Annotated in this window: 25 protein-coding genes; 14 read left to right on the top strand and 11 right to left on the bottom strand. The window is 60.5% G+C overall.

Annotated elements, in window-relative coordinates; genetic code table 11:
* Positions 1-204 precede the first annotated feature (204 nt).
* The 4 genes from WNY61_RS06055 to WNY61_RS06040 all read left to right on the top strand — a co-directional run bounded on the left by WNY61_RS06055 (position 205) and on the right by WNY61_RS06040 (position 3,477).
* Positions 205-345: a hypothetical protein gene (locus tag WNY61_RS06055; RefSeq protein WP_007119254.1), complete on the top strand. Its 141-nt coding sequence runs from the start codon at positions 205-207 to the stop codon at positions 343-345.
* Positions 346-426: 81 nt separating this feature from the next.
* Positions 427-774 carry a hypothetical protein gene (locus WNY61_RS06050; protein WP_040701050.1) on the top strand — a complete coding sequence of 116 codons (348 nt, stop codon included), beginning with the start codon at positions 427-429 and terminating at the stop codon, positions 772-774.
* A 322-nt stretch (positions 775-1,096) separates the two neighbouring features.
* The gene (locus tag WNY61_RS06045; RefSeq protein WP_342850557.1) at positions 1,097-1,300 is read left to right on the top strand and encodes a hypothetical protein; all 204 of its coding nucleotides are present in this window, start codon (positions 1,097-1,099) and stop codon (positions 1,298-1,300) included.
* Between the two features lie 131 nt (positions 1,301-1,431).
* On the top strand, positions 1,432-3,477 hold the full coding sequence (locus WNY61_RS06040; RefSeq protein ID WP_342850556.1) for an acetyl/propionyl/methylcrotonyl-CoA carboxylase subunit alpha: 2,046 nt from the start codon (positions 1,432-1,434) through the stop codon (positions 3,475-3,477).
* Between the two features lie 42 nt (positions 3,478-3,519).
* Here WNY61_RS06040 and WNY61_RS06035 read toward each other — a convergent pair whose 3' ends face one another.
* On the bottom strand, positions 3,520-3,975 hold the full coding sequence (locus WNY61_RS06035) for a DUF4174 domain-containing protein (RefSeq protein ID WP_342850555.1): 456 nt from the start codon (positions 3,973-3,975) through the stop codon (positions 3,520-3,522).
* 165 nt (positions 3,976-4,140) lie between these two features.
* On the opposite strand from WNY61_RS06035, the gene scpA reads away from it, so the two are divergent.
* From scpA to WNY61_RS06010, 5 genes are all read left to right on the top strand, one after another.
* Positions 4,141-6,282 carry a methylmalonyl-CoA mutase gene (gene scpA / locus WNY61_RS06030; RefSeq protein WP_342850554.1) on the top strand — a complete coding sequence of 714 codons (2,142 nt, stop codon included), beginning with the start codon at positions 4,141-4,143 and terminating at the stop codon, positions 6,280-6,282.
* Positions 6,283-6,317: 35 nt separating this feature from the next.
* Positions 6,318-6,803 (top strand): N-acetyltransferase family protein, encoded by a 486-nt coding sequence (locus WNY61_RS06025; protein WP_342850553.1) that lies wholly within the window; start codon positions 6,318-6,320, stop codon positions 6,801-6,803.
* A gap of 52 nt (positions 6,804-6,855) precedes the next feature.
* Complete coding sequence (locus WNY61_RS06020; RefSeq protein ID WP_342850552.1) at positions 6,856-7,536, top strand: molecular chaperone DjiA; 681 nt, start codon at positions 6,856-6,858, stop codon at positions 7,534-7,536.
* Complete coding sequence (locus tag WNY61_RS06015; RefSeq protein WP_342850551.1) at positions 7,536-8,537, top strand: endonuclease/exonuclease/phosphatase family protein; 1,002 nt, start codon at positions 7,536-7,538, stop codon at positions 8,535-8,537. Before WNY61_RS06020 ends, WNY61_RS06015 begins: the two co-directional genes overlap by 1 nt.
* A gap of 77 nt (positions 8,538-8,614) precedes the next feature.
* Positions 8,615-8,980, top strand: a complete 366-nt coding sequence (locus WNY61_RS06010; protein WP_342850550.1) for a hypothetical protein — start codon at positions 8,615-8,617, stop codon at positions 8,978-8,980.
* A 6-nt stretch (positions 8,981-8,986) separates the two neighbouring features.
* On the opposite strand, the gene WNY61_RS06005 is transcribed toward WNY61_RS06010, so the two are convergent.
* The 4 genes from WNY61_RS06005 to WNY61_RS05990 all read right to left on the bottom strand — a co-directional run bounded on the left by WNY61_RS06005 (position 8,987) and on the right by WNY61_RS05990 (position 14,656).
* Positions 8,987-10,570 (bottom strand): Ppx/GppA family phosphatase, encoded by a 1,584-nt coding sequence (locus WNY61_RS06005; protein ID WP_342850549.1) that lies wholly within the window; start codon positions 10,568-10,570, stop codon positions 8,987-8,989.
* A gap of 85 nt (positions 10,571-10,655) precedes the next feature.
* Positions 10,656-12,830: an RNA degradosome polyphosphate kinase gene (locus WNY61_RS06000; protein WP_342850548.1), complete on the bottom strand. Its 2,175-nt coding sequence runs from the start codon at positions 12,828-12,830 to the stop codon at positions 10,656-10,658.
* A gap of 61 nt (positions 12,831-12,891) precedes the next feature.
* The gene (locus tag WNY61_RS05995; protein ID WP_342850547.1) at positions 12,892-13,572 is read right to left on the bottom strand and encodes a DnaA/Hda family protein; all 681 of its coding nucleotides are present in this window, start codon (positions 13,570-13,572) and stop codon (positions 12,892-12,894) included.
* A 1-nt stretch (position 13,573) separates the two neighbouring features.
* On the bottom strand, positions 13,574-14,656 hold the full coding sequence (locus WNY61_RS05990) for an AI-2E family transporter (RefSeq protein WP_342850546.1): 1,083 nt from the start codon (positions 14,654-14,656) through the stop codon (positions 13,574-13,576).
* Between the two features lie 129 nt (positions 14,657-14,785).
* On the opposite strand from WNY61_RS05990, the gene pepT reads away from it, so the two are divergent.
* The 5 genes from pepT to WNY61_RS05965 all read left to right on the top strand — a co-directional run bounded on the left by pepT (position 14,786) and on the right by WNY61_RS05965 (position 19,984).
* A complete protein-coding gene (gene pepT, locus WNY61_RS05985) occupies positions 14,786-16,027 on the top strand; it encodes a peptidase T (RefSeq protein WP_342850545.1) in 1,242 nt (413 codons plus the stop codon).
* Between the two features lie 75 nt (positions 16,028-16,102).
* Positions 16,103-17,443 (top strand): proline--tRNA ligase, encoded by a 1,341-nt coding sequence (gene proS, locus WNY61_RS05980; protein WP_342850544.1) that lies wholly within the window; start codon positions 16,103-16,105, stop codon positions 17,441-17,443.
* An 8-nt stretch (positions 17,444-17,451) separates the two neighbouring features.
* Positions 17,452-17,958, top strand: a complete 507-nt coding sequence (locus WNY61_RS05975; RefSeq protein ID WP_342850543.1) for a DUF2937 family protein — start codon at positions 17,452-17,454, stop codon at positions 17,956-17,958.
* A gap of 54 nt (positions 17,959-18,012) precedes the next feature.
* Positions 18,013-19,308, top strand: a complete 1,296-nt coding sequence (locus tag WNY61_RS05970; RefSeq protein ID WP_342850542.1) for a lipoprotein-releasing ABC transporter permease subunit — start codon at positions 18,013-18,015, stop codon at positions 19,306-19,308.
* Complete coding sequence (locus WNY61_RS05965) at positions 19,301-19,984, top strand: ABC transporter ATP-binding protein (protein WP_342850541.1); 684 nt, start codon at positions 19,301-19,303, stop codon at positions 19,982-19,984. Before WNY61_RS05970 ends, WNY61_RS05965 begins: the two co-directional genes overlap by 8 nt.
* A gap of 1 nt (position 19,985) precedes the next feature.
* Here the strand turns inward: WNY61_RS05965 and WNY61_RS05960 are convergent, their stop codons facing one another.
* The 6 genes from WNY61_RS05960 to WNY61_RS05935 all read right to left on the bottom strand — a co-directional run bounded on the left by WNY61_RS05960 (position 19,986) and on the right by WNY61_RS05935 (position 25,251).
* Positions 19,986-20,663, bottom strand: coding sequence for a hypothetical protein (locus tag WNY61_RS05960; protein WP_342850540.1), 678 nt, complete (start codon positions 20,661-20,663; stop codon positions 19,986-19,988).
* 187 nt (positions 20,664-20,850) lie between these two features.
* Complete coding sequence (locus tag WNY61_RS05955; RefSeq protein ID WP_342850539.1) at positions 20,851-21,642, bottom strand: hypothetical protein; 792 nt, start codon at positions 21,640-21,642, stop codon at positions 20,851-20,853.
* A complete protein-coding gene (gene parE, locus WNY61_RS05950; RefSeq protein ID WP_342850538.1) occupies positions 21,643-23,598 on the bottom strand; it encodes a DNA topoisomerase IV subunit B in 1,956 nt (651 codons plus the stop codon).
* A 95-nt stretch (positions 23,599-23,693) separates the two neighbouring features.
* Positions 23,694-24,071 (bottom strand): type II toxin-antitoxin system death-on-curing family toxin, encoded by a 378-nt coding sequence (locus WNY61_RS05945; protein ID WP_342850537.1) that lies wholly within the window; start codon positions 24,069-24,071, stop codon positions 23,694-23,696.
* Entirely contained in the window at positions 24,068-24,316 is a 249-nt protein-coding gene (locus WNY61_RS05940) for a hypothetical protein (protein WP_007119277.1), read from the bottom strand. The genes WNY61_RS05945 and WNY61_RS05940 overlap by 4 nt, the downstream gene beginning before the upstream one ends.
* A 47-nt stretch (positions 24,317-24,363) precedes the next feature.
* Positions 24,364-25,251, bottom strand: a complete 888-nt coding sequence (locus WNY61_RS05935; protein ID WP_342850536.1) for an alpha/beta hydrolase — start codon at positions 25,249-25,251, stop codon at positions 24,364-24,366.
* Between the last annotated feature and the right edge of the window lie 146 nt (positions 25,252-25,397).

Here is a 25,397-nt window from a genome sequence, read left to right as displayed (position 1 = left end):
ATATCTTGCAAGAATCCGCCGATCGCCCATTTGGAATGATGCATTGGAGTCACAGCACGACCGATTGCGCTTGCAAGCATATCCATTGCCATGTGAATCGCATATGATGCGGTCAAGGAATACCCACGTATCCCTTGCCTCAGAACCCGGGCTTGGTCGGCATGATGTCGCATCAGGTTCCACTAACATTAATAGGAGATTTACATGTCCAAGAGCATCAAATTGCTGGCAGCTTTCGGTTTCGTCGCAGCTGTTTCGGCTTGCGCACAGCAAGAAGAAGAATTCGTCGTTGTTGAGCCCGCGCCCATCTCGGTCGAGCCAGTATACACCGGCAAGTACAAGTAATGTCGTTGCAGGGCAGGCGTCCGCGCCTGCCCTGATCTCTGCCACCCCTGCAATCGGGAGGGGTGTGTAATGCCCGCCTATATGCTGAAACACCGCGGGTTCCCCGGGCGACTGCCCGGCACCGATTTCCAATTTACAGTTCGCCGTCCAAACCCCAAAGGGGTCACGCCGATCACGCGGCGCGAGCGCCGCCCTGACCGCCGCGCGCCGGATCGTCGTGCCGACACCGCTTTTGTCAAAGCCCTCTGGGAAGCATTTGGTGAGCATCCTTTCGAGCGCGGCAATCTCGATGCAGGCCGTCTGTCTTGGCTTTTTGGTCGCGAGGTGCTGCCCGCGACCGATCCTTTTGATCCCGCTGATTACGAAGCGCTTTTGGTGCTTGATGTCTCTGCCGCCCGCGCGTCCTTCCCCGAAGCGTTTGAGGGCTAATCAGCATGTTGTCGCCGGCCTTTTCCCTAAATCAGCATCGGGCTGCCGGTTTTTGGTCGGCACTTAACATTTGCGTGGCGCCGGGCGGGTTTTGGGGCATGTTGCAGCCTGCTGGTGGAGCTGTGACCGTTTCAGGTTTCGCCGCGTATGAAGGCGATATCCTTAGACCTGCCGGGCAGCGATCCAATCTATCTGCGTTGGTGCTCGGCATTTTGGGTATGCGGCCTTTTAGGCGCAAGGCATTCAACAGAAAATCCAACCGGGAACCCTATGCTTATCAAAGCGTTGGTCAGTTGGAAATTAGCAGTAAAGGAACAGGCACATGTCGATTCGCAATATTATTCTCGCGCTTGGCGCAACAGTTGGGCTGGCCGCTTGCGGCGACACCATTGCCGAGCAGGGTATTGGCGGCGCTGCCGTCGGCGCGGGCACTGCTGCAATTACTGGCGGTTCGCTGGCACAGGGTGCAGCGATCGGCGCCGCAGCCAACGTCGGGTACTGCCAGCTTAACCCCGGCAAGTGCTAAACGACTAATTTTGGCCGTTCCGCCACGCATTCGCGTTGGTGGAACGGCTTCCCTCTCTATCTTTTCAGGCACCGCGCAGCCCCGGCTGACGCGGCTTTTTGCGTTGCCTGTCACCGTCAAAGGAACTGCTGATGTTTGACAAGATCCTCATTGCCAACCGGGGCGAAATCGCCTGCCGCGTCATCAAAACGGCCAAGAAAATGGGGCTGACCACTGTCGCCATCTATTCAGACGCTGACGCCCAAGCTTTGCATGTAGAAATGGCGGATGAGGCAATTCATATCGGCCCGCCCCCTGCAAACCAATCCTACATCGTCATCGACAAGGTGATGGAGGCTGTCAAGAAATCCGGCGCGCAAGCCGTGCATCCCGGCTACGGCTTTCTAAGCGAAAACAGCAAGTTCGCCGAAGCGCTTGATGCTATTGGTGTGGCCTTTGTCGGCCCCCCTGTCGGCGCCATTGAGAAGATGGGCGACAAGATCACGTCCAAAAAGATCGCCCAGGAAGCAGGTGTATCGACCGTACCCGGCTATATGGGGCTGATCGAAGACGCGGATGAAGCGGTGAAAATCTCTAATGAGATTGGCTATCCGGTGATGCTCAAAGCCTCGGCAGGCGGCGGCGGCAAGGGCATGCGGATCGCGTGGAACGACGAAGAAGCGCGCGAAGGTTTCCAATCGTCCAAGAACGAAGCGGCCAACTCTTTTGGCGATGACCGTATCTTTATTGAGAAATTCGTCACCCAGCCGCGCCACATTGAAATTCAGGTGCTTTGCGACGCGCATGGCAACGGCATCTATCTGGGCGAGCGTGAATGTTCGATCCAGCGCCGCAACCAGAAGGTTGTCGAAGAAGCGCCGAGCCCCTTCCTTGATGAGGCCACCCGAAAGGCGATGGGCGAGCAAGCCGTCGCTCTGGCGCAGGCTGTGGGCTACACCAGCGCGGGGACGGTGGAGTTCATCGTCGATGGCAACAAAGACTTCTTTTTCCTAGAGATGAACACCCGCCTTCAGGTGGAACACCCGGTGACCGAGCTGATCACCGGTGTTGATCTGGTCGAGCAGATGATCCGCGTGGCCAATGGCGAAAAACTGTCGATCACCCAAGATGATGTGACGCTCACCGGCTGGGCCATCGAGAACCGGCTTTATGCCGAAGACCCCTACCGCGGCTTCCTGCCTTCCATTGGCCGTCTAACCCGCTACCGCCCGCCGCAGGAGGTGGCCGCTGGACCGCTTCTGGAGCAGGGCACATGGCAGGGCGACGCGCCAAGCGGCGAGATGGCTGTGCGGAACGATACCGGCGTCTTTGAGGGCGGCGAGATCTCGATGTACTACGACCCGATGATCGCTAAGCTTTGCACATGGGCACCGACCCGGGCCGAGGCAATCGAAAAGATGCGTGTGGCGCTGGATAGTTTTGAGGTTGAGGGGATCGGGCATAACTTGCCGTTCCTGAGCGCCGTGATGGACCACCCCAAGTTCGTCTCGGGCGAGATGACCACAGCCTTTATCGCAGAAGAATATCCTGACGGCTTTGAAGGCGTGACCTTGCCGGAAGGCGAGCTGCGCCGCATCGCTGCTGCTTGTGCTGCTATGCACCGCGTGGGCGAAATTCGCCGCGCCCGCGTCTCGGGCCGGATGGACAATCACGAGCGCAAAGTCGGCAGCGATTGGAACGTGAAGCTTCAAGGCGAAAACTTTGACGTTGTTACCAAGGCCGATCCCGAAGGTGCCACAGTGCAATTCTCTGACGGCACGGAAATGCGCGTCAGCGGCGCTTGGACACCGGGTGACCAACTTGCAGAAATGACCGTCGATGGTGCAGCGCTGGTGCTGAAGGTCGGCAAAATCTCAGGCGGGTTCCGCATCCGCACACGCGGCGCGGATATGAAGGTGCATGTTCGCACCCCGCGTCAGGCCGAACTGGCTGCGCTGATGCCTGAAAAACTTCCGCCAGACACCTCCAAGATGTTGCTTTGTCCGATGCCGGGTCTGGTGGTGAAACTCGACGTGGAGGTGGGCGATGAGGTCCAAGAGGGTCAAGCGCTCTGCACCATTGAGGCGATGAAGATGGAGAACATCCTACGCGCCGAGAAGAAGGGCGTTGTCAGCAAGGTCAACGCGGGCGCTGGCGACAGTCTTGCGGTGGACGATGTGATCATGGAGTTCGAATAGGGTGCAACGCGCTGGCGATCAGGGCGGGCAGGGGGCAGGTCATCATCGGATGACTCGCGGCTCCTTTGCCTCTCTAATTTCGCGCTGGCGCAGGGGCATCTTATCGATGCTGCGGGTGATCTCGCGCACGTCCCAAGGGAAGGGTTTGCGCAGCTCGATGCCGCCTTCTTTGTCGACCAACACCAACATAAAATTGCGCGGCCGCATTTTAAGCCGCAGCGGGTTGCGTGCAGCGGGATCGGTATCCGTCAACACCACAACATCTCGTAGACGCAGCTCTTCTTCGCGATCTTGCAGGTATTCCATCTGGGCGACGTATGCGGGATCGTTTTCGGAATTGGCAAAGACCAGAACAGGCCGCTTTTTCCACTGGAACTCGCTGAGGTCAGCCATGTCGGCAACCAAGAACAGCGGATCCTCCAGCGGGGCGTCGGCCCCTTGGGCGATCGCCGCGGTGGCGAGTAATCCTGCAAAAACAAGTGAGATCAAACGTTTCATCAAGGCTCCTGTCCCCTCAGATATAGGGGTCTTGCGCCAGTTTGCGAAGGGCAAAGCGCCGCAGGGGGGATTTATACCTGCCGGGCTGTGCCCCGTGACAAATCAGCCGCCGGCGATGCGCAGGCTCATGCCTGCCGCCCGGTGCCATGAGAGAAGGACAGATATATGACATCCGACCCAAAAAACGCCAAGGCACGCTGGCAGGAACTGGCAACAGGCGAATTGCGCGGGCGCAATCTGGATGATTTGACGTGGAAGACGTTGGAAGGGATCGATGTACAACCGCTCTATACCGCCGACGATGTCAGTGGTCTGGAGCATCTCGGCAGCATCCCCGGCGAAGCGCCGTTTACGCGCGGGGTGAAAGCGACGATGTACGCGGGCCGCCCTTGGACGATCCGGCAATATGCGGGCTTTTCCACGGCAGAGGAATCCAACGCCTTTTACCGCCGCGCGCTGGCCGCCGGGCAGCAGGGTGTGTCGGTCGCTTTCGATTTGGCGACGCACCGGGGCTATGACAGTGACCATCCGCGCGTCGAGGGTGATGTCGGTAAGGCCGGTGTGGCCATTGACAGTGTTGAGGATATGAAGATCCTGTTCGATGGCATTCCGCTCGATCAGGTCTCCGTCTCCATGACGATGAACGGCGCGGTGATCCCGATTTTGGCGAGTTTCATCGTCGCGGGTGAAGAGCAGGGGCACGACCGCGCCAAGCTGTCGGGCACGATCCAGAATGACATCCTCAAGGAATTCATGGTGCGCAACACCTATGTCTATCCGCCGGAACCGTCGATGCGGATCATCGGGGATATCATTGAATATACCTCGGACCACATGCCGAAGTTCAACTCGATCTCGATCTCGGGCTACCACATGCAAGAGGCGGGCGCGAACCTCGTGCAGGAGCTGGCCTTTACCATCGCCGATGGGCGCGAATATGTGCGTACGGCGATTGCGGCGGGCATGGATGTGGACCGTTTTGCGCCGCGCCTGAGCTTCTTTTTTGCCATCGGCATGAACTTCTTCATGGAAGCCGCCAAGCTGCGCGCCGCGCGCCTGCTTTGGTCGCGGGTCATGGCGGAATTTGAGCCAAAGAACCCCAAGTCATCGATGCTGCGGACCCACTGCCAGACCTCTGGCGTCAGCCTCGCTGAACAGGACCCCTCTAACAACGTCGTGCGCACGGCCTATGAGGCGCTTTCTGCCGTGCTGGGCGGCACGCAGTCGCTGCACACGAACTCGCTGGACGAAGCGATTGGCCTGCCGACCGAGCATTCCGCCCGCATCGCCCGCAACACCCAGCTGATCCTGCAAGAAGAAACCGGCGTCACTAACGTCGTCGATCCGCTCGCGGGCAGCTACTACGTCGAAAAGCTGACCGCCGATCTGGCCGAGGCCGCGTGGAAGCTGATCGAAGAAGTCGAAGAGATGGGCGGCATGACCAAAGCCGTGGCCTCAGGCATGCCGAAACTGCGCATCGAAGAGGCAGCGGCGCAGCGGCAGGCGGGCATTGACCGGGGAACCGATGTGATAGTCGGGGTCAACAAATACCGTCGTGACAAGGAAGAGCCGATCGACATTCTGGATGTCGACAACGTCAAGGTGCGCGCCGGACAGATCAAGGCGCTGGAACGCATCCGGGCCGAGCGCGATGACGCAGCTTGCACCGCCGCATTGGCAGAACTGACACGGCGGTCCGCCGAGGGCGGCAATCTGCTCGACGCGGCGGTCGAAGCCGCGCGCGCGCGCGCCACAGTGGGAGAGATCAGCATGGCGATGGAAAAAGAATTCGGGCGGCACCGGGCCGAGGTCAAGACGCTGTCGGGCGTCTATGGCGCAGCTTATGAGGGCGACGCGGGCTTTGCCGATATTCAGAAATCGGTCGACGAGTTCGCCGAGGCCGAAGGCCGTCGTCCGCGTATGCTGGTGGTCAAAATGGGCCAAGACGGGCACGACCGCGGGGCCAAGGTGATCGCCACGGCATTCGCCGACATCGGCTTTGACGTGGATGTCGGCCCGCTGTTCCAGACGCCTGCCGAAGCCGCGCAGGATGCGGTGGACAACGACGTGCATGTGATCGGCATCTCCAGTCAAGCGGCGGGGCATAAGACATTGGCCCCGCAGCTTATTCAGGCTCTGAAGGATGCGGGTGCGGAGGACATTCTGGTGATCTGTGGCGGGGTCATTCCGCAGCAGGATTACAAGTTCTTGCAAGACGCTGGGGTCAAGGCGATCTTTGGGCCGGGGACGAATATCCCGACGGCAGCGAAGGATATCCTCAAGCTGATCCGTGAGACGCGGAAGTGACGCAGTCTGCTGATCGCTCCGCCCCAAGGGGCGGGGTGATCCGTCTGGCAGAGCCGCGCGATGCCGCTGCCGTGGCCGACCTGTGGAACGGCATGATCCGCGATAGCCTGTCGACATTCACCACAGATGAAAAGACGCCTGCTGAGATTGCCGCGCTAATCGCCACCCGCGTAGATGCTTTCTGGGTGGCCGAAAATGGAGTCACAGTGCTGGGCTTTGTCACCTACGGCAGCTTTCGCAGCGGGCCGGGCTATGCCGCGACGGTGGAGCATAGCATCGTTCTGTCAGCCGCCGCGCAGGGGCAGGGGCTGGGCCGCGGCTTGATGACGCGGGCAGAGGAGGCGGCTGCGGCGCAGGGCCATCATGTGATGGTCGCCGCGATCAGCAGCGCCAACCCTGGTGCCGTGATTTTCCATGAAAAATTGGGCTTTGCACAGGTGGGCCAGATGCCCGAGGTGGGGCGCAAACACGGCCAATGGCTTGACCTGATCTTGATGCAAAAAACCTTGTCAGCATCCTGACTTCCCCGGTGCCAGCGGTTAAGCTGGGGTCCGAATACCAAGGGGTTAGCCCATGTCGATCTGGACACGCATTACCGAAGCTTTGTCAGCCCTCACCGCGGGCGAGGGGCTGTCGGCCGTCTTTGACCGTCTGCGCAGCCCGCCTGAGCGGTCGGTCGCCTTTACCATCGCGGTGATCGCCTTGGGTGCGAAGATGGCCAAGGCTGATGGGCTGGTGACCCGCGACGAGGTGACGGCTTTCCGCGAGGTCTTCCAGATTGCCGAAGGGGATCAAGACGGCGCTGCGCGTGTTTTCAACCTTGCCCGTCAGGATGTGACGGGATTTGAGGAATACGCTAAACGCATCGCCAATATGTTCAGTGGCCAGCCGGAGATGCTGCACGACCTCTTGGAGGGGTTGTTTCACATCGCTATGGCCGACGGGATCTATCACCCGAATGAGAACGCCTTCCTAGAGGATGTCGCCGCGATCTTTGGCATGGGAGAGGAGGCCTTTGCCTCGCTCAAAGCACGCTTTGTGCCCGACAGCTCACCCCTGCCGCGCACCGTTCTGGGCATCGGCCCCCATGCCACGCGCGAAGAAGCACGCAAGGCGTGGCGGCGATTGGTGCGGGAGAACCACCCCGACGCGCTGGTGGCACGTGGCCTGCCGCACGAGGCGGTCAAGATGGCCGAAAAGCGCATGATTGACATCAACCGCGCGTGGGAAACGATCTCGGGCAAACACGCTTGATGCGCATCGCGACCTACAATGTTGAGTATTTCGCGAGCCTTTTTGATAACGACAACCGGCTCTATGACGATGGCGGCTGGTCTTCGCGCTACAATGTAACGCGTGCGCAGCAAACGACGGCTTTAGGATTGGTTTCCACCGCGCTGGATGCGGATGCGATCATGGTGATTGAGGCGCCAAACCACGGGCGGCGGCAGTCCACCGTGGCAGCACTTGAGCATTTCGCCGCGCGGTTTTCCCTTAGGGCGCGGGCGGCCGTCATGGGGTTTTCCAACGATACAGAGCAGGAGATTGCGCTGCTTTATGATCCGGACAAGCTCACGGCCCGCCATGCGCCGCAGGCTGCTGCTGATGCCCCGCGCTTTGATCAGACGTTGCGGATTGATTTGGATGTCGATGCGACGGAAGACGCCGTGGTCTTCTCCAAACCGCCGCTAGAGTTGGAAGTGACCACAAAGGCCGGGTTTGCCTTTCAGATGATCGGCGCGCATCTGAAATCCAAGGCGCCCCATGGGGCCAAGTCCGAGGCCGATGTGCTGCGCATCGCCATTGCCAACCGGCGCAAGCAATTGGCGCAGGCGATCTGGCTCAGGCGGCGGATCGACATGCATCTGGCGGAGGATCGGCCGATGATGGTGATGGGTGATTTGAATGACGGGCCGGGGCTGGATGAATTCGAAAGCCTGTTCGGACGGTCCTCGGTTGAGATCATTCTGGGGGAGGGGGAGGCCGCCCTTTTTGACCCACATGCCAAACAGGCGCTCAGTCGACTATTGGGGGCCGCGCCCACCAGCGCGCGCTTCTGGATCGCGCCAGAAGAACGCTTCCTTCAGGCGCTGTTGGACTACATCATGGTCAGCCCGCAAATCCGTGCCCGCGATGCCCGTTGGCGCATCTGGCATCCAATGGATGATCCTGCCTGCTGGCGAAATGAGGCGCTGCGCGATGCGCTGCTGGCGGCGTCCGATCACTTCCCCGTTACGCTGGATGTCGACCTCTAGGCGGGCTTGTGCCAGCGCATCGCCACAGGACTAGAAATCCCAAATGCGCCGCCTACATCAATTGCATGACACGCTTTATGCCCCTTATCGCCCTTTGCACGATGCTGCCGCTTTCGGCCCACGCGCAGGAAGACACCGAAGAACGCGGCCTCGGTCTGATGGAGCGCGGCGCGCAGATGTTCATGGACGGCATCATGGATGAGATGGGCCCGGTCATGGAGGGTTTCGAAGGCTTCACCGAAACCATGCGCCCCGCGCTGCGCGATTTCGCGCGGGAGATGGGGCCGAAGCTGACGGAACTGCTGGATCAGGTTGAGGATTGGAGCGCCTATCAAGCGCCCGAGATGCAGCCCAACGGCGATATTATCATCCGCCGCAAGCCGGACCACCCGATGGTCCCGCCAGAAACTCCGACAGAGCCTACACCTCAGATCGATCTGTAGCGCGGACTATTTCGGAGGCCGTTTGCCGGTGCGCACATGCACCTCAGCATCAAGCGATTTCGCCAGCGAATTGAGCCGCGCCTCTGCGACCTCTCCGAAGAGGGGCACCATGTCAGGGGTAAGCCACAGTTCCAGCTGCTTTTTCTTGGGGAACCAGCGCAATTCGCCGCGTTGTTCGTTTTTGTCCATCCACAGCATCGCGCCAAAGCGCATGGCTTTGCCCAGTATCTCAGCCTTAAGCCGGGTTTGTTCGTCGACCATTTCATAAAGGTCTTCGAACCGCGTATTCTCGCGCTTGTTGGAGTAGCGGTGCAGCAGCGCCAACCCCAGATAGATGCGTTCCAAATGCTTCAGCCCGCCCAGATTGGCGCGGGTGGCATTGTCAAAGCAGGTCTCTGCCCGGTAGTCGGGATGCGCGCGCCAGCTGACGTCATGCAGCAAGCAAGCCGCTTTGACGAGGCGTTTGCGCGCATGTGGTGCAGAGCGGTAAAGCGGCAGGATGAAGTTATAGAGCACCTTGCCAAAGCCGGGCATCCGCGCATCTTTGGCTTCGGCGAAATAGCAGGCTTCGATCAGCGGATCACGGTCGCGCAGGCGTTGCGGCATCTGCTCATAGAGCATGCCCTCGCGGATGCCGTAGCTTGAGATTGCGATGTCTTTGGGGCGGAAGGTTTTGACCAGACGGCTGAGCACCTCGGCGGCATAGGGCACCAGCGACATGCGGCTGGAAGATACACCGCAGGCGTTGCGAAGCTCATCTAGATCAGAGCCTTGGATAAACTTCACCGTCTCGCGGACCGAGGTGACGGTCATGCGGTATTCATGCAGCACATGCAGCGGATAGCCGCGGCGGTACATATCGATCCGCGCAATGGCGCGCCAAGAGCCGCCCACAAGGAACAACCGATCGCGTTGGCTGCCCATCTTCTCCTGAAGCCCGGTGATGACCTCTTTGATATGTGCGTGACGCCCCTTGGCCCCGCCCTTAAGGTCGCGCAGTTTCAGGGGCCCGAGTTGCGAGGTCACCCGCCGCCCAACGCGCCCGCCAGAGATTTCCGCAAGCTCCATCGAAGAGCCGCCAATGTCGCAGACAAGGCCGTAAGCGCCGGGCCAGCCCAACAGCACGCCTTGGGCCGAGAGCCGCGCCTCTTCCTCGCCGTCGATCACCCAGATGCGCAGGCCGGTTTCACGCAGCACATCGGCGCAGAATTCGCGCCCATCGCTGGCATCGCGCACCGCGGCCGTGGCGACGACGGTGAGTTCCGACAGGCCCATGCCATCGGCAAGCTTGCTGAACCGCCGCAGCGCCGAGAGCGCGCGGGCGCGGCCTTCGGGGGACAAGTGGCCCGTCTCAGACATGCCAGCGCCAAGGGCACACATGATCTTTTCATTGTAGAAGTAGGCCGGAGAGCGCGCCGCACCGTCAAACACCACAAGCCGGACGGAGTTCGAGCCCACATCGACCACGCCGACCCGCGCCAAGGCGCGCGCGCCCGGATCCTGAAACAAGGGTTTGGCGAAAAGGCCCAGTTCCGCCACGCCAGTCTCAGGGACTGGGGCAGCTCGGGAGGGGTCGGTCTGGTCTGCCATCAATGCTCCTGCGGGCCATCCGTTTGGGGGGGATAATTGGCGCAGGGGGGCGGTAAGGTCAATTGCTAACGGACCTCTCCATAGGTCAATCCTCGGTATGGGTCAGCTTGGGCACATCCGACGCCCCCGCACTGCCGCGCCCGGAAAGCGACGGGTTTTCCATGAAAAAGCGGTGGCAGTTGAACGCAAAAGTGCCTTCGGGGATGGCGGGGCGGGTGAATTTCCCCTCCGGTCCCATGACCCAGCTTTGCGCCACATCAGCGAGATTGGCCGCCATGATCTGACTGGTGATCTGCGCCTTTACGGTCGGGTTGTCGATCTCGACCAGCGTCTCGACCCGGCGGTTCAGGTTACGCCCCATCCAATCGGCGGAGGACATAAACACGCGCGCCTTTTTGTGCGGCAGCCCGTGGCCGTTGCCGAAACAAACGATGCGGCTGTGCTCTAGGAAACGCCCGATGATTGATTTGACGCGGATGTTGTCCGACAGCCCCTTTACGCCAGGCCGCAGCCCGCAGATGCCGCGTATAACAAGGCTGATTTCGACCCCGGCTTGGCTCGCGGCGTAAAGCGCGTCAATCACCTCGGCGTCGATCAACGCGTTCATCTTGGCCCAGATCGCTGCAGGCTTGCCGCTGCGGGCATGCTCGGCCTCGGCGGCGATCATCTCTAGCAGGCGCGGCTTGAGCGTGGTGGGAGAGATCGCAAGGTTTTCAAGCCGCTCCGGCGGGGCGTAGCCCGAGAGGAAATTGAAGACCTTGGTGGCATCGCGGCCAAGGTTCTGGTCGCAGGTAAAGAGCGACAGATCGGTATAGATGCGCGCCGTGATCGGGTGGTAATTGCCGGTGCCATAGTGGGTGTAGGTCACCAACTGATCGCCCTCGCGCCGCACCACGGTCGAGATTTTGGCGTGCGTTTTGAGATCAAGAAACCCGTAGACCACATGTGCGCCGGCGCGCTCCAGTCGGCGAGATTGGCGGATATTGGCGGCCTCGTCAAAACGGGCCTTGAGCTCAACCAGCGCGGTGACCGACTTGCCATCCTCGGCAGCTTCGCAAAGTGCCTCGACAATCGGGCTGTCGCGCGAGGTGCGGTAGAGGGTTTGCTTGATCGCCACGACATCAGGGTCACGCGCCGCTTGGGCGAGGAAACGCACCACCATATCGAAGGTCTCGTATGGGTGGTGCAGCAGCATGTCTTTTTGACGGATTGCCGCGAACATATCGCCGTCGTGGTCGCTCACGCGCTCGGGCACACGCGGGGTGAAAGACGGCCAAAGCAGATCGGCGCGGGCGTCTGTCACCAGTTTGGACAAGTCTGCAATGCCTAGCATCCCTTCAAGCTCAATGACATCCTGAGGCCGCACGCAAAGCTCGCGCATGACGACGGATTTTAGTTTGTCCGGGGCACCTGCGGAATGGGTTAGGCGCACGACCTCGCCGCGGCGGCGGCGCTTTAAAGCGACTTCGAACTCGCGCACGAGGTCTTCGGCTTCGTCTTCAACTTCGAGGTCGCTGTCACGCAGGACGCGGAATTCGAAATGGGCCTTTAACTTGTAGCCGGGAAAAAGGTTGGGAATATTAATGATTAGTAAGTCTTCGAGCGGTAGATACCGCAGACAGCCCTCAGGCGCAGGCAGGGATACGAAGCGGTCGATTTGGCCGGGGATTGGCAGCAGGGCTTGAAGCGGGCGCTTGTCCCGGGTGCGTTCCAGTTGCAAGGCCAGCGCGTAACCGGTGTTGGGAATGAAGGGGAAGGGATGCGCGGGGTCGATAGCCAGCGGAGAGAGCACCGCGAAGACTTGATTGAGGAAAACACCTTCGAGATGTTTTAGGTCGGCCTCGGTCAGATCGGCCGTGCGCTCCAGCATGATGTTCTGGGCGTCCATTTCGGCCATGAGATCGACCAGCACGCGCTGCTGAGACATCATCAGGTTGCGTGCGTCTTCGTTGATCAGCACCAGTTGCTCGGCTGGGGTCAGCCCATCGGCGGCGGCGGTGGTATTGCCCGCCTGCGCCAATTCACGCAGGCCCGCGACACGCACGGTGTAGAATTCGTCCAAATTGGTGGCCGAGATCGACAAGAAGCGCAGCCGCTCCAGCAGCGGCACGCGGGGGTTCTCGGCCTCTTCCAGCACCCGCCAGTTGAAGTCGAGCCAACTCAGCTCGCGGTTAAAGAAACGGCCCGGCCCGGCGGTATCAAGCTCGGGCAGATCGGTGGCGGGCGGGAAGGGCGCTTGCAGAAAATCAGCTTGGGTCATGCGGGCCTCATGACATTGGAATGTAACGGGTTTGCGAAGGCTTGCGTTAATTATTCCAGTATCACGCGCGGGGCGGGGCGATGTCCAGCACCTGCGCGGCCAGTGCGCGGGTTAGGGGGCGCTTCTGCGCAAGGCTGGCGGCATCCAGCCGGTCAACAAGCGCGATGGCGGCGGCAAAGGAACGGTCCATCCGGGTCATCAAGTAATTGATCAACTCCGGTTTGGGCGTGAGTTGCCGGTCAGCCAGCAGTTTGACCAGCAGCGCCGAGAGCAGCGCGTCATCTGGCGCGTCCATCTCTACGGCCGTGGCGCCACGCATCCGGCTGACGAGATCGGGTAGCGTCAGCCCCCAATGGGCGACAGAGCCGGTGCCGGTCAGGAGCAGCGCTTGGCCCTCTGCCAGTACGAGGTTGTGCAAGTGAAACAGCTCAGTCTGCGCAGCGTCGTCATTCGCGATAAGGTGTACGTCCTCCACCGCAACAGGGCCACGGGCAAGGACAGGGATGTCGGCCTTTTGCAGGTTCGTCGCGCTGATGATCTGCGCGCCCGAAAGGTCCGCCCAAACATGCGTCAGATGCGTCTTGCCCGACCCCTGTGGCCCGGTCAGCGCCAGCTTGCCCCCGGCCCAACCCCGCCAGCCGTCGATCATCGCCATCGCCATCGCATTGGAAGGGGCAACAAAGAAAGCGTCGCGGCCCAGAGCCGTCCGGCTGGGCAGGTTCAACCCGAGTTGATGGGCCATGTTAGCGGATGTCCTCGTCAAGTGTCGGTTCCGGTTCACGGCCTTTGTAGAGCACGCTTTCGCGGTAGCGGGCCGTGGCGAACCGGGCAATCACGCCAATGGCGGCGGCCACGGGTACGGCAACCAGCAGGCCGACAAATCCAAAGAGCGTGCCAAAAACCGACAGCGCCAGCAGTAGCCAGACCGGGTGCAGCCCGACCGAATTGCCGACCAGTTTCGGCGTCAGCAGGTTGCCCTCAATAATCTGGCCCAACACAAAGATGCCCGCCACGAGGCCAATCGAGAGCCAGTCCCCCCAGAACTGGAACAGCGCCAACCCGATGGCCAGCGCCCCACCAATCAGTGCACCAAGGTAGGGGATGAAGGTAACCAGCCCGGCGATAAAACCGACAACGAGGCCAAATTGCAGCCCCACGAGCATCAGCGCCACGGCGTAATAGGTGCCAAGGATCAGACAGACCGTGCCCATGCCACGCACGAAAGAGGCAAGTGTCGCGTCAATCTCGCGTGCCAGTTGGCGGATCGTGGGGGCATGGTCGCGCGGCAAAAGGCGGTCAATGCCAGCAACCATGCGGTCCCAGTCAAGCAGGAGATAGACGGCCACCACCGGTACGATGACAAAGAGCAGCAGGATGTTGATCAGCGACGCAAAGGACGCAAGCGCTGTCTGGAACAACTCCCCGCCGCGTTCCTGGATCGTGGTGCCTAAGGTGGTCAGCGAGGTGCGCAGGGTCGAATCGTCGTCGAGCAGCGAAGGGAAGCGGCTAGTTATGAAATCGGTGAAGTTGCGGGTGACCTGCGGGGCAGTCTCGATCAGGTTGACCGTTTGATTGACCAGCGTCGGCACGACCAGCAGTGCCATGAGCACAAAGATCAAAATTGCCGCCACGGTGATGAGCGCGGTGGCCATAACCCGGCTGAGCCCCAAACGTTCAAGCCGGTCGGCCACGGGATCGAGAAAATAGGCAATCGCCCCGCCCAGCAGGAAGGGCAGCAGCACATCGCCCATAAACCACAGCGCCACCATGAACACCGCCGCAGCGATGCCCCAGTATTTCAGTTGGTCTCGGATTGGCAGGGCCATGATGCTCTCCGGCAAGGAATATCATCACATCGCCCATGTGGCGTTTCGTTTCAAGTCTCGCCTGCGGGCAGGGCGGCTTGACAGTGCGGTAGATCAGGCGACGATGGCGGTGAATTGAGGGAGCAAATGATGCGCAGTGAATTTGACGACGAGCTGGAAGAGCGGTTGGTCCGTTATGCGAAGATCGACAGCCAGAGCGATGCGGACAGCCCGACCGCGCCCAGCACAGAAATCCAGCTTGATATGTCGCGGCTGCTGGTTGAGGAACTGCACGAGATGGGCGCGCAGGATGTCACGCTCACCGACTATGGCGTGGTGCTGGCGACGGTGCCTGCCACGGTTGAGGGTGGCCCGGTGATGGGCTGGGTCGCGCATGTGGATACGGCCCCGCAGTACAACGCCACGGGAGTAAAGCCAGTGGTGCATCGCGGTTACAACGGCGGTGATATTACCTTTGCCGATGCGCCGGAGTTGCGGCTGTCGCCTGAAAACTCGCCCTATCTGGCTGAGAAACAAGGCGAGGATATCATTACCGCTAGCGGCACGACCTTGCTGGGCGGGGATGACAAGGCGGGGGTGGCGATTGCCATGACGGCAGCGCGGCATCTGATTGAGAACCCAGAGATTCCGCACGGCAAGATCCGCCTCGCCTTTACGCCAGACGAAGAGATCGGGCGCGGGGTAGACGCGCGGCTGCCTGAGGATTTGGGTTGTGACTTTGCCTATACCTTTGATGGCGGCAAGGCAGGTGAGATCGAATATGAGACCTTCAGCGCGGATGGGGCCATGGTGACGATCACCGGAGTCTCGGCCCATCCCGGTTTCGCCAAGGACAAGATGGTCAACGCGCTGCATCTGGCGGCGAAGATCGTGATGACCCTGCCGCAGGCCACGATGACGCCTGAAACGACCGAGGGGCTAGAAGGTTTCATCCATATATCGGAAGTGAACGGCGGATCGTCTGAGGCCGAGATTAAACTGATCTTACGCGACTTTGAGCGTGAAGGCTTGCAGGCCAAAGGCGATCTGCTGCGTCAGGTCTGTGCTGCCGTCGCCGCCTGCGAGCCGCGCGCGAAGATTGAGGTGGATATCCAGCCGCAGTACCGCAACATGCGCTATTGGCTGGAGAAGGACATGACCCCCGTCGATCTGGTGCGCGGAGCAGTCGAAGCGGTGGGACTGGAGCCGCGCTCGGTCCCCATTCGCGGCGGCACAGATGGCTCTCGTCTGACCGAGATGGGCGTGCCCTGTCCGAATGTCTTTACCGGAATGCAGGAAATTCACGGGCCACTGGAATGGATTTCGGTGCAGGACATGGCGTTGGCCACCAAGGTGGCAGTGGAACTGGCGCAGCGGGCCGCAAAAGCCTGAGGCCCTGCCGCGATGTGATTGTCTCGCCCTTTGACATGCACTAGTCAGGGGACAATTCGTCAATGAGGAAACACCATGCGTCTGTCCCAATATTTTCTGCCCGTGCTGAAGGAAAACCCTGCCGAGGCGCAGATCGTCAGCCACCGGCTGATGCTGCGGGCGGGGATGATCAAGCAATCCAGCGCGGGGATCTACTCATGGCTGCCGCTGGGTTACAAAGTGCTGCGCAAGGTCGAAGAGATCGTGCATCAAGAGCAGCAGCGCGTGGGCCATATCCCGATGCTGATGCCGACGCTGCAATCGGCGGATCTGTGGAAGGAATCGGGCCGCTATGACGCCTACGGCCCCGAAATGCTGCGCATCCGCGACCGCCAGGACCGCGACATGCTCTACGGTCCCACCAACGAAGAGATGATCACCGACATCTTCCGCAGCCATGTTGGGTCGTACAAAGACCTGCCGCTGACGCTCTACCACATCCAGTGGAAATTCCGCGACGAGATCCGTCCGCGTTTTGGCGTGATGCGAGGCCGCGAGTTCTTGATGAAGGATGGCTACAACTTCGACCTCACGAAAGAGGATGCGCTGCACGCTTACAACCGCCATTTGGTCAGCTATCTGCGCACCTATGAGCGTATGGGCCTGCAGGCGATCCCGATGCGGGCGGACTCTGGCCCGATTGGCGGCGATGACACGCATGAATTCCTCGTGCTGGCCGAAACGGGCGAGTCGGAGGTCTTTTATGACAGCGAGATCACCGATCTGACCTTTGGCGACCGCGAGATTGACCCCAGCGATCACGACGCCTGCCGCGCTGTGCTGGAGGAGTTCACCTCGCGCTACGCCCGCACCGATGAGACCCACGACCCCGAGCTTTTCGCCAAGGTGCCCGAAGACCGCCAGCGCACCGCGCGCGGCATTGAAGTGGGACAGATTTTCTACTTCGGCACAAAATACTCCGACGCGATGAACGCCAAGGTCCAAGGCCCCGACGGCAAACAGGTGCCGGTGCATATGGGCAGCCACGGCATCGGCGTCAGCCGCCTGCTGGGCGCGATCATTGAGGCCAGCCATGACGATAAGGGTATCATCTGGCCTGAGGGCGTGACTCCGTTCCACGCGGGTATCGTGAACCTCAAACAAGGCGACGCTGAAGCCGATGCGGCCTGTGACGCGCTTTATAAGAGCTTGAAGGCGCTGGGCCTTGATCCACTTTATGACGACCGCAAGGGCGGGGCGGGTATGAAATTTGCGACAATGGATCTGATCGGTCTGCCGTGGCGCATCACGGTCGGGCCACGCGGGCTGAAGAATGGTGTGGTTGAGCTGACCAGCCGCCGCACAGGTGAAAGCGAAGAGCTACCGCCAGAGCAGGCGGTCGAAAAGCTGGCGAAAATCTACGCCGGTATTGCCTGAGGTCGCCGATGATCCTGCGGGCGCTGACATTGGCCGGTGGGATCATAGGGGCAGGGATTGCGGCGCAAGGCCCGGGGTTTTCCCGGGCCTATGTGTTTGAGCTAGTGGCCGCAGAGCGGACGCTCTCCGGCGTTGTGGCGCATTTCGACGCTGCCGCCCGCGCCGCCGGGATTGACCGAGAGGCCGCACTGACGCGGCTGCGTGGGTCGGCTCTGCTGGAACGTCGCCGTATTGAACTGATCGAAAACATCGAACGTCACGCGGCGCTTGAGGCGCAATTGCCGCGACTGCAAACGGCGGGTCCGTTCCTGCGCAGCTATTACCTGCTGCGCGCGCCTGATACAGGAGCGTTGCGCGCGACCGCGCAGATGTTTTCGCCCACCGCGCCGCGCAGCCGTGCCGAATTGATCTTTGCCGCCATAGGCTTCATCGTCGGGACAGCCATCGCGCGACTGCTTCTCTGGCTGCCCACATGGCCCGGACGCTACCGCCGCCGCCGGGCATTGCATTCTTGACCCTTCTGAGGCAAAGCCTCACGTTGCGCGCACCTCAGACCGGAGCCCTCCCCGATGGCCAGTAAGCCCACCCGAACCGCCCCATTCGCGGCCTTTGAATGGATGATCGCTTGGCGCTACCTCCGCGCCCGCCGCGCCGAGGGCGGGGTGAGCGTGATGACGTGGATCAGCCTGATCGGCATCACGCTCGCGGTCTTCGCGCTGATTGCCACGCTGTCGGTTCGTTCGGGCTTCCGGGCCGAATTCGTCGACACGATCCTTGGCGCCAACGCCCATGTGACGGTCTACACGATGGGCGAGGTTCAAGAGACCGGCCAGATTGACCGCACCATCGCCAACTATACCGAAATGGCCGCCGAGGTTGCGAAAGTGCCCGGCGTGACCCGCGTGGCCCCCTTGGTGCGCCAGCAGGTCATGGCGAACCGGCGGCAGTCCAACGCAGGCGTTGAGGTCTTTGGCATCGCGTCTGATGATCTGATGACCATCCCCGGCATCCAGCCCTCGGAAAGGTCATTCGGAGACATTGGTCGGTTCGAAGAAGGCATCGCCATCGGCAGCGGCGTGGCGCAGAGCTTGGGCGTGCAGGTGGGCGATACGATCAAGCTAATCTCGCCCAATGGGGTGAAAACCGCCTTTGGCACCAGCCCGCGGGTGAACGGCTATGAGGTCGTCTATGTCTTCTCTGCCGGGCGCTATGACATTGATAAGACACGTGTCTACCTGCCGATCGCTGAGGCACAGAGCTTTTTCAACCGCGAAGGTGTCGCGGACGAGTTGGAAGTCATGGTCGAAGACCCCGAGAGCGTTGACGCCATGGCGCGCGCGTTGATGCAGGCGGCGGGCGACCGGGCGCAGGTCTGGACGTGGCGCGATGCGTCCGGGTCGTTCCTGTCGGCGCTGGATATTGAGGACCGGGTGATGTTCGTGATCCTCTCGGTGCTGGTCCTGATTGCCGCGATGAACATCGTGTCGGGGCTAATTATGCTGGTCAAGAACAAGGGCCGCGACATCGGCATTCTGCGCACCATGGGGCTGTCTGAGGGCTCGGTGCTGCGGGTGTTCTTTATCTGCGGCGCGTTCACGGGCATCATCGGCACCGCCGCGGGCGTGGTGCTGGGCGTGCTCTTTGCGATCTACGTCGACCAGATTTTTGCCTTCGTTAACTATCTCAGCGGCGGCAATGCTTGGGATGCCTCGATCCGGGGCATCTACTTCCTGCCTGCCAAATTGCAGCTGGCCGATGTGCTCTCCGCCGTGGCCCTGTCGCTTGGCCTTAGCTTCATCGTCACGATCTTTCCCGCCCGCCGCGCGGCGCGGATGAACCCTGTGGAGGCCTTGCGCTATGAATGATCCCGTCTTGCGCCTGAGCGGCATTTCTAAGGCCTACAACCCCGGCAAGCCCAACGAGGTGCATGTCCTGCGCGACATCAATCTGGAGGTCGCTCCCGGTGAAGTCGTGGCACTGGTCGCGCCCTCCGGGGCTGGCAAGTCGACGCTGCTGCATATCGCAGGGCTGCTGGATACGGCGGACAGCGGCACGGTCGAAATCGCGGGGGATGACCTGACCGGCCAGAGCGACCGCAAGCGCACCGGGGTGCGCCGGGCGGACGTCGGCTTCATCTATCAGTTCCACCATCTGCTGCCCGAGTTCACGGCGCTGGAGAACATTGTCCTGCCGCAGCTTGCCAACGGCGTGGCGCGTTCTGCGGCCGAAGCGCGCGGGCGCAAATTGCTGGCCGAAGTGGGCATTTCGGAACGCGCCGACCACCGCCCCGCTGCCATGTCGGGCGGTGAGCAGCAGCGGGTGGCGTTTTGCCGGGCGCTGGCCAACGCGCCGCGTCTGTTGCTGGCAGATGAGCCTACGGGCAACCTCGACCCCTCGACCTCAGATCAGGTGTTTGCCGCGCTGATGGCGCTGGTGCGCGGCACCGGGCTTTCGGCGGTGATTGCTACACATAACCTCGAACTGGCCGCGCGGATGGACCGACAGATCCGCCTTGAGGCTGGGCAATTGGTGCCGGTCTGATCTAGCCGCAGATATTGTCCAGCTCGACCCCGTCCCACGGCAGGCGCACATCATGGGCGCGGCTTTGGGGCAGGGGGGCGACGGGCATGACCTCGGACAGCATGTCGTGCAACCGCTTGGTGCGCGGCGCCTGCGGGTCGAGCGCGCGACAGCAGACAAATTCCTCAACGATTGAGCCCTGCTGCTCGTAGCCGAAATCGAGGAAGCGCGGTTTCGTATCGATATCAAAGAGATAGGGGTCGGGGTTGTTGCTGTGTTCCGACGCCGCACGCAGCGGAGTATAGCCCGTCACGCGGCGGTTCTGCCATTGCCAGACATGGGTGACCTCATGCGCGAGCAGCATCGCGGCGATCAGGCCGATGCGGTCAGGGTGATCGGGCAGGTAGTCGTCGAGATACCAATCCTTGTCGAAAAGCAGGTCGTTCCACAGCGCCACGGCGGCGGGTTTGGAGGTGACGGTGTCGCCCTCCTGCGGCGGTAGGATTAACTCACGACAGGTGGTGCGCGGACGCGGTTTGCGGGTGAAGGTCACGGCGCGGGTCGGCGCACCGTCGTGCAGGCGCACGCGGTCGTAGTCGACAGATGTGCCGTGGATGGTGGAGAGATAGGCGCGCTCGTTCTCCGTCAGCGGGCGACCGCAGGCGGTGAGGAGAAGGAGAAGGAGGAGTGCGCGGATCATGGGGGGAGTTAGGACCGGTGTGGGCGGCGGATCAAGGGGAAAGATTGGGGGTGGGCGCTGATGTTGCGGGTAACTGCTGGTGCGGTCCCGACCTATTGTTGTGTCGAAGCCCCTTCCCCACGGGGGGAAGGGAAGGGGCTATGCGCCAAAGGCGCATTTGATACGGAACAGATGTGGCTGGGGGTTATCAATCTGGAACCTCGACCCATCTAGTGAATCTATCTCGAATTTCCTGATAATCTGCTTGGTACCTAGTCAAACTAATCTCTTTGGGGCGTAGGACTAAGCCACGATCGAAGAAGTTTCTTTGTTCGTAGGGCTCAGGTGAATGCCACATCACGCTAGATAGCTCTTTTGCGATTGCTCGACCTGCAATATCGCGTTGTGGCTCGTTGAGTATGTATCGAAAGCCACCAAGCAAAATGTCCGCAACAGAGGAGGCGTGCGAAGCTCCATCGCAAGTGAATGAATATCCTAATATATTCTCCAATTGTACGCGCTCGTTTTCACTCTTAATTCTGTGAGAGAACTTCTCGCGCAAATAGCCGAATGGGTTACTTGTGTTCATTCGGTCAAAGTTAGCCCAGCCTTTCGCTCGGTTCTCTCCTAGGAACTGGTTGAATTTTGAAAGCAGATTGTTCGCACCGAAACCCACTAAGGTATTATGATCGTGATGCCGTGAAATTGCGTGGAGAATGCCATAGCCACAAAATTTTACTTCGTGCTTGAAAGCGAGCGAGTAAACTTCGTTCTTTAGCTTGGTGTGCGTTTGGACATCCATTCCTTTAGGGCGATCCCGAGACGCAAACTTTAGCGGGTCGGTTCTATCCAAGTCGTACTTATTGCGTAGCTGTTCTATAGCCTTAGACAGCGCAGAATAGTGCCGCGTAGGAATGAATGTTCCGCCGTAGCAGAAGAACTTGTTTACATCTGTTTGCTCCGGGTTCCCCTCGTCTGCAAATAGCAAAAAATCTACCATTCAAACATCTAACTCCTCCACAAACTGCGCGTTCTGCTGAATATACTCAAACCGCATCTCCGGCTTCTTCCCCATCAGCCGCTCCACCAAATCCCCCGTCTCGCCCGGCACGTCCTCATCCACGGTCACGCGGATCAGCTTGCGGGTGGCGGGGTCCATGGTGGTCTCTTTAAGGTCCTTCGCGTCCATCTCGCCCAGACCTTTAAACCGGCTGACATCGATCTTGCCTTTGCCGCCCAAGCCCTTCTCCAGCCACATGTTTTTCTCTGCCTCATCCAAGCAATAGACCCGCTTGGCCCCTTGGGTCAGACGGAACAGCGGCGGGCAGGCCAGGTACAGATGCCCTGAATCAATCAACGGGCGCATCTGGGTGAAGAAGAACGTCATCAGCAGCGCCGCGATATGGGCGCCATCCACGTCCGCGTCGGTCATGATGATGATCTTGTCATAGCGCAGATCGTCGAGGTTGAATTTCGTGCCCATGCCAACGCCAAGCGCCTCGCAGAGGTCGCTGATCTCGGCGTTGGTGGTGATCTTGCTGGAGGCCGCGCCGAGCACGTTCAGGATTTTACCCTTCAGCGGCAACAGCGCCTGCGTGTTCCGGTTGCGCGCGCCCTTGCCAGAGCCACCCGCCGAGTCGCCCTCGACGATGAACAGCTCGGTGCCTTCGCGGGTCTTGCTGGTACAATCGGTCAGTTTGCCGGGCAGGCGCAGTTTCTTGGTGGCGGATTTACGGGCGGTTTCTTTTTCCTGACGGCGGCGCATCCGTTCTTCGGCGCGCAGGACAAGGAAATCGAGGATCGCGCCAGCGGATTTGGTATCCGCCGCCAGCCAGTTGTCAAAGTGGTCGCGCACGGCGTTTTCCACCAGACGCGCGGCCTCAGTTGTGGCGAGACGGTCTTTGGTCTGGCCCACGAATTCCGGCTCGCGGATGAAGCAAGACACCAGCGCGCAGCCCCCGGTGATCAGGTCGTCGCGGGTGATGTCCTTGGCTTTGCGATTGTTCGCAAGCTCGCCGTAGGCGCGGATACCTTTGAGGATCGCGGCCCAAAAGCCGCCTTCATGGGTGCCGCCCTCGGGCGTGGGGACGGTGTTACAGTAGGACTGGATGAAGCCGTCGCGGGCAGGGGTCCAGTTGATCGCCCATTCGACCTTGCCCGGCACGCCAAAGCGTTCTTGGAATTCGACGGTGCCTGCGAAGGGATTTTCGGCGTAGGTGGTTGATTTACCGAGTGTTTCGCGCAGGTAATCAGAAAGGCCGCCGGGAAAGTGGAAGGTCGCCTCTATCGGCGTGTCGCCGTCTTCGATCTCGGACTTCCAGCGGATTTCGACGCCGGAGAAGAGATAGGCTTTGGAGCGGACCATCTTGAGCAGTCGGGACGGTTTGAAGCGATGCGCGCCAAAGATTTGCTCGTCGGCGTGGAAGGTGACGGTTGTGCCGCGCCGGTTAGGCGCTGCGCCGATTTTTTCGACCGGGCCTTGGGGGATGCCGCGCGAAAAGCTTTGTTCGAACAATTCGCGGTTGCGCGCGACCTGCACCACCATGGAATCGCTCAGCGCGTTGACGACCGAGGCACCAACCCCGTGCAGACCGCCCGAGGTTTGGTAGGCTTTACCCGAGAATTTCCCGCCCGCGTGCAGTGTGCAGAGGATCACTTCAAGCGCGGATTTATCAGGAAACTTCGGGTGCGGGTCGATCGGGATGCCGCGGCCATTGTCGCGGATGGTGACGGAGTAATCCGCGTTCAACTCCACCTCGATCCGGTTTGCATGGCCTGCCACCGCTTCATCCATCGAGTTGTCGAGCACCTCGGCCACAAGGTGGTGCAGCGCGCGTTCATCGGTGCCGCCGATATACATGCCGGGGCGCTTGCGGACGGGCTCCAGCCCCTCCAGCACTTCGATGGAGGAGGCGTCGTAATCTGTGGGTTCTTGGCCGGAAAGAAGGTCGGTCATGCGGGCCTGCTCTTTGTTATGGGTGGGGGCCATTTTGACAGTCCCGCGCGCCGGGGGCAATCGCGGGTTTGTCAGATGGGCTGGATTTGGGGTGGTCAGGTGGCTTTGGCGCGCAGCCAATCGGCGAGGGTCTCTTCGTCGATGCGCCGTTGGGCCACTTCGCGGATCAGATCACCGGCTTCGACTGTTTCATGGGCAATACGGACGCCGTTAAGATGCAGGCAAACGATCATGGTTTTATAAGATGTGCGTTTGTTGGCATCATTGAAGACATGGCCCGTCGCCACCGCCACACAATAGGCGGCTGCAAGGTCAAAGATATCCTCGATCAGGCCGTAGACCAGCCGGTTGTCGACCCGTGCTAAAGCGCCATCCAGTGACTTGTCGAGCGCACGACCTGTAAGTTCGCCGGGGTTCAGCACGGCATCGTGAATCGCCTCAACAATGTCGGCGTTCAAAAGGACGTAGCTCATTTATCTTTAAGATAGTCGAGCACAGGCTGGGTTTGCGCACGGGTGGCCGCAATACTCTCCATCACCTCGTCCATGGTCGCGACCCGCGGCTCTTCTTGAAGTGTCGCCTCTGCCGGTACGAAATAGCCTACGCAGCGCGAGTTCTTCATCACCGCCACGGGCTTGCCGCCCGAGCGTTCGAGCACCTTATGCGGTTCGCGCATTTCGGTCATGGTCGCGATGTGATTGGTGTGAATACGAGACATGTTTTGTTTCCTCAATGTATATTTAAATATACACTACACAGCCCATTTTACAAGGGCCGCTGCGCGCACCAGTCCAACACGGCCTCGGCCACCGCCTGTGGTTTCTGGTGGTGTAGCCAATGGTCCGCGCCTTCGATCTCGACGCGGGTGAGGTCTTGCGCGAAGACCTCTAGCCCTTCGGTTGCTTCGGGCAGCAATGCGGTATCCTCACGGCCCCAGATCAACAAATGCGGGCATCTCACACGTAGGCGTTCTACCGGGAAATCAGGTAGATCTCGGATCGGCTTGCCGGGCGCTGCGACTTGCAGGGGGGAGGCGCGATACCAGTTGATCATCGCTCTCAGCCGCCCTGGCCGCCCCCATTCCGCGCGGTAAGCCTCAAGCCGATCGGCTGTCAGCCAACTGAGGTCCATATGGGCCGAAAACAACTTAAGCAGTCCTGCGAAATCGTCTTTGGCCAATCTGATCGCGCTGCCTTCGCTGCGCAGTGTGTTGATATATTGTGAGGCCTTGGATTGCGCGCCGCCTGCCGCCATGGCGCGCTGAAAGGGCACGGGATGCACGCCGTTGAGGATGATCAACCGCGCCACCACCTCGGGCCGAAACATCGCCAAAGCATAGCCGACAGAGGCGCCCCAATCATGGGCCAGAACGGTGACCGGCTTATCTTCGATCAACGCGGCCATATCGGCCATGAGATGCGCCATGGCATAGGGTTCAATCCCTTCGGGCGTGCTGCTTTGGCCATAGCCGCGCTGGTCGGGGGCGATGCAGTGGAAGTGCTGGCAAAGCAGCGGGGCGAGATCAGCCCATGCGCCGCCATATTCAGGAAAGCCATGTAACATCAGAAGCGGCGGCAGGCTCTCATCGCCCCAATGGCGAATGAAAATCTCTTGGCCGTTCACTTGGCGGGTTTCGGTCCGTGTCGGTTCCATCGCGATCCCTCCTGCATCTAGCTTTGCCGTTAAGGGCTTCGGACGCAAGGAATTCATGTCAAAATCAGGGCAACAAAGTCCCGCAACCCTATGATAGAGCGTTAAAACCGGACTTCCCCTTTGCCCAACCCCGGCGTAAGGCTTTC

Origin of the sequence: Sulfitobacter sp. AS92, assembly GCF_038900015.1 — a bacterium.
Taxonomy (GTDB): domain Bacteria; phylum Pseudomonadota; class Alphaproteobacteria; order Rhodobacterales; family Rhodobacteraceae; genus Sulfitobacter.
This window is presented reverse-complemented; position numbering and strand designations above follow the sequence as displayed.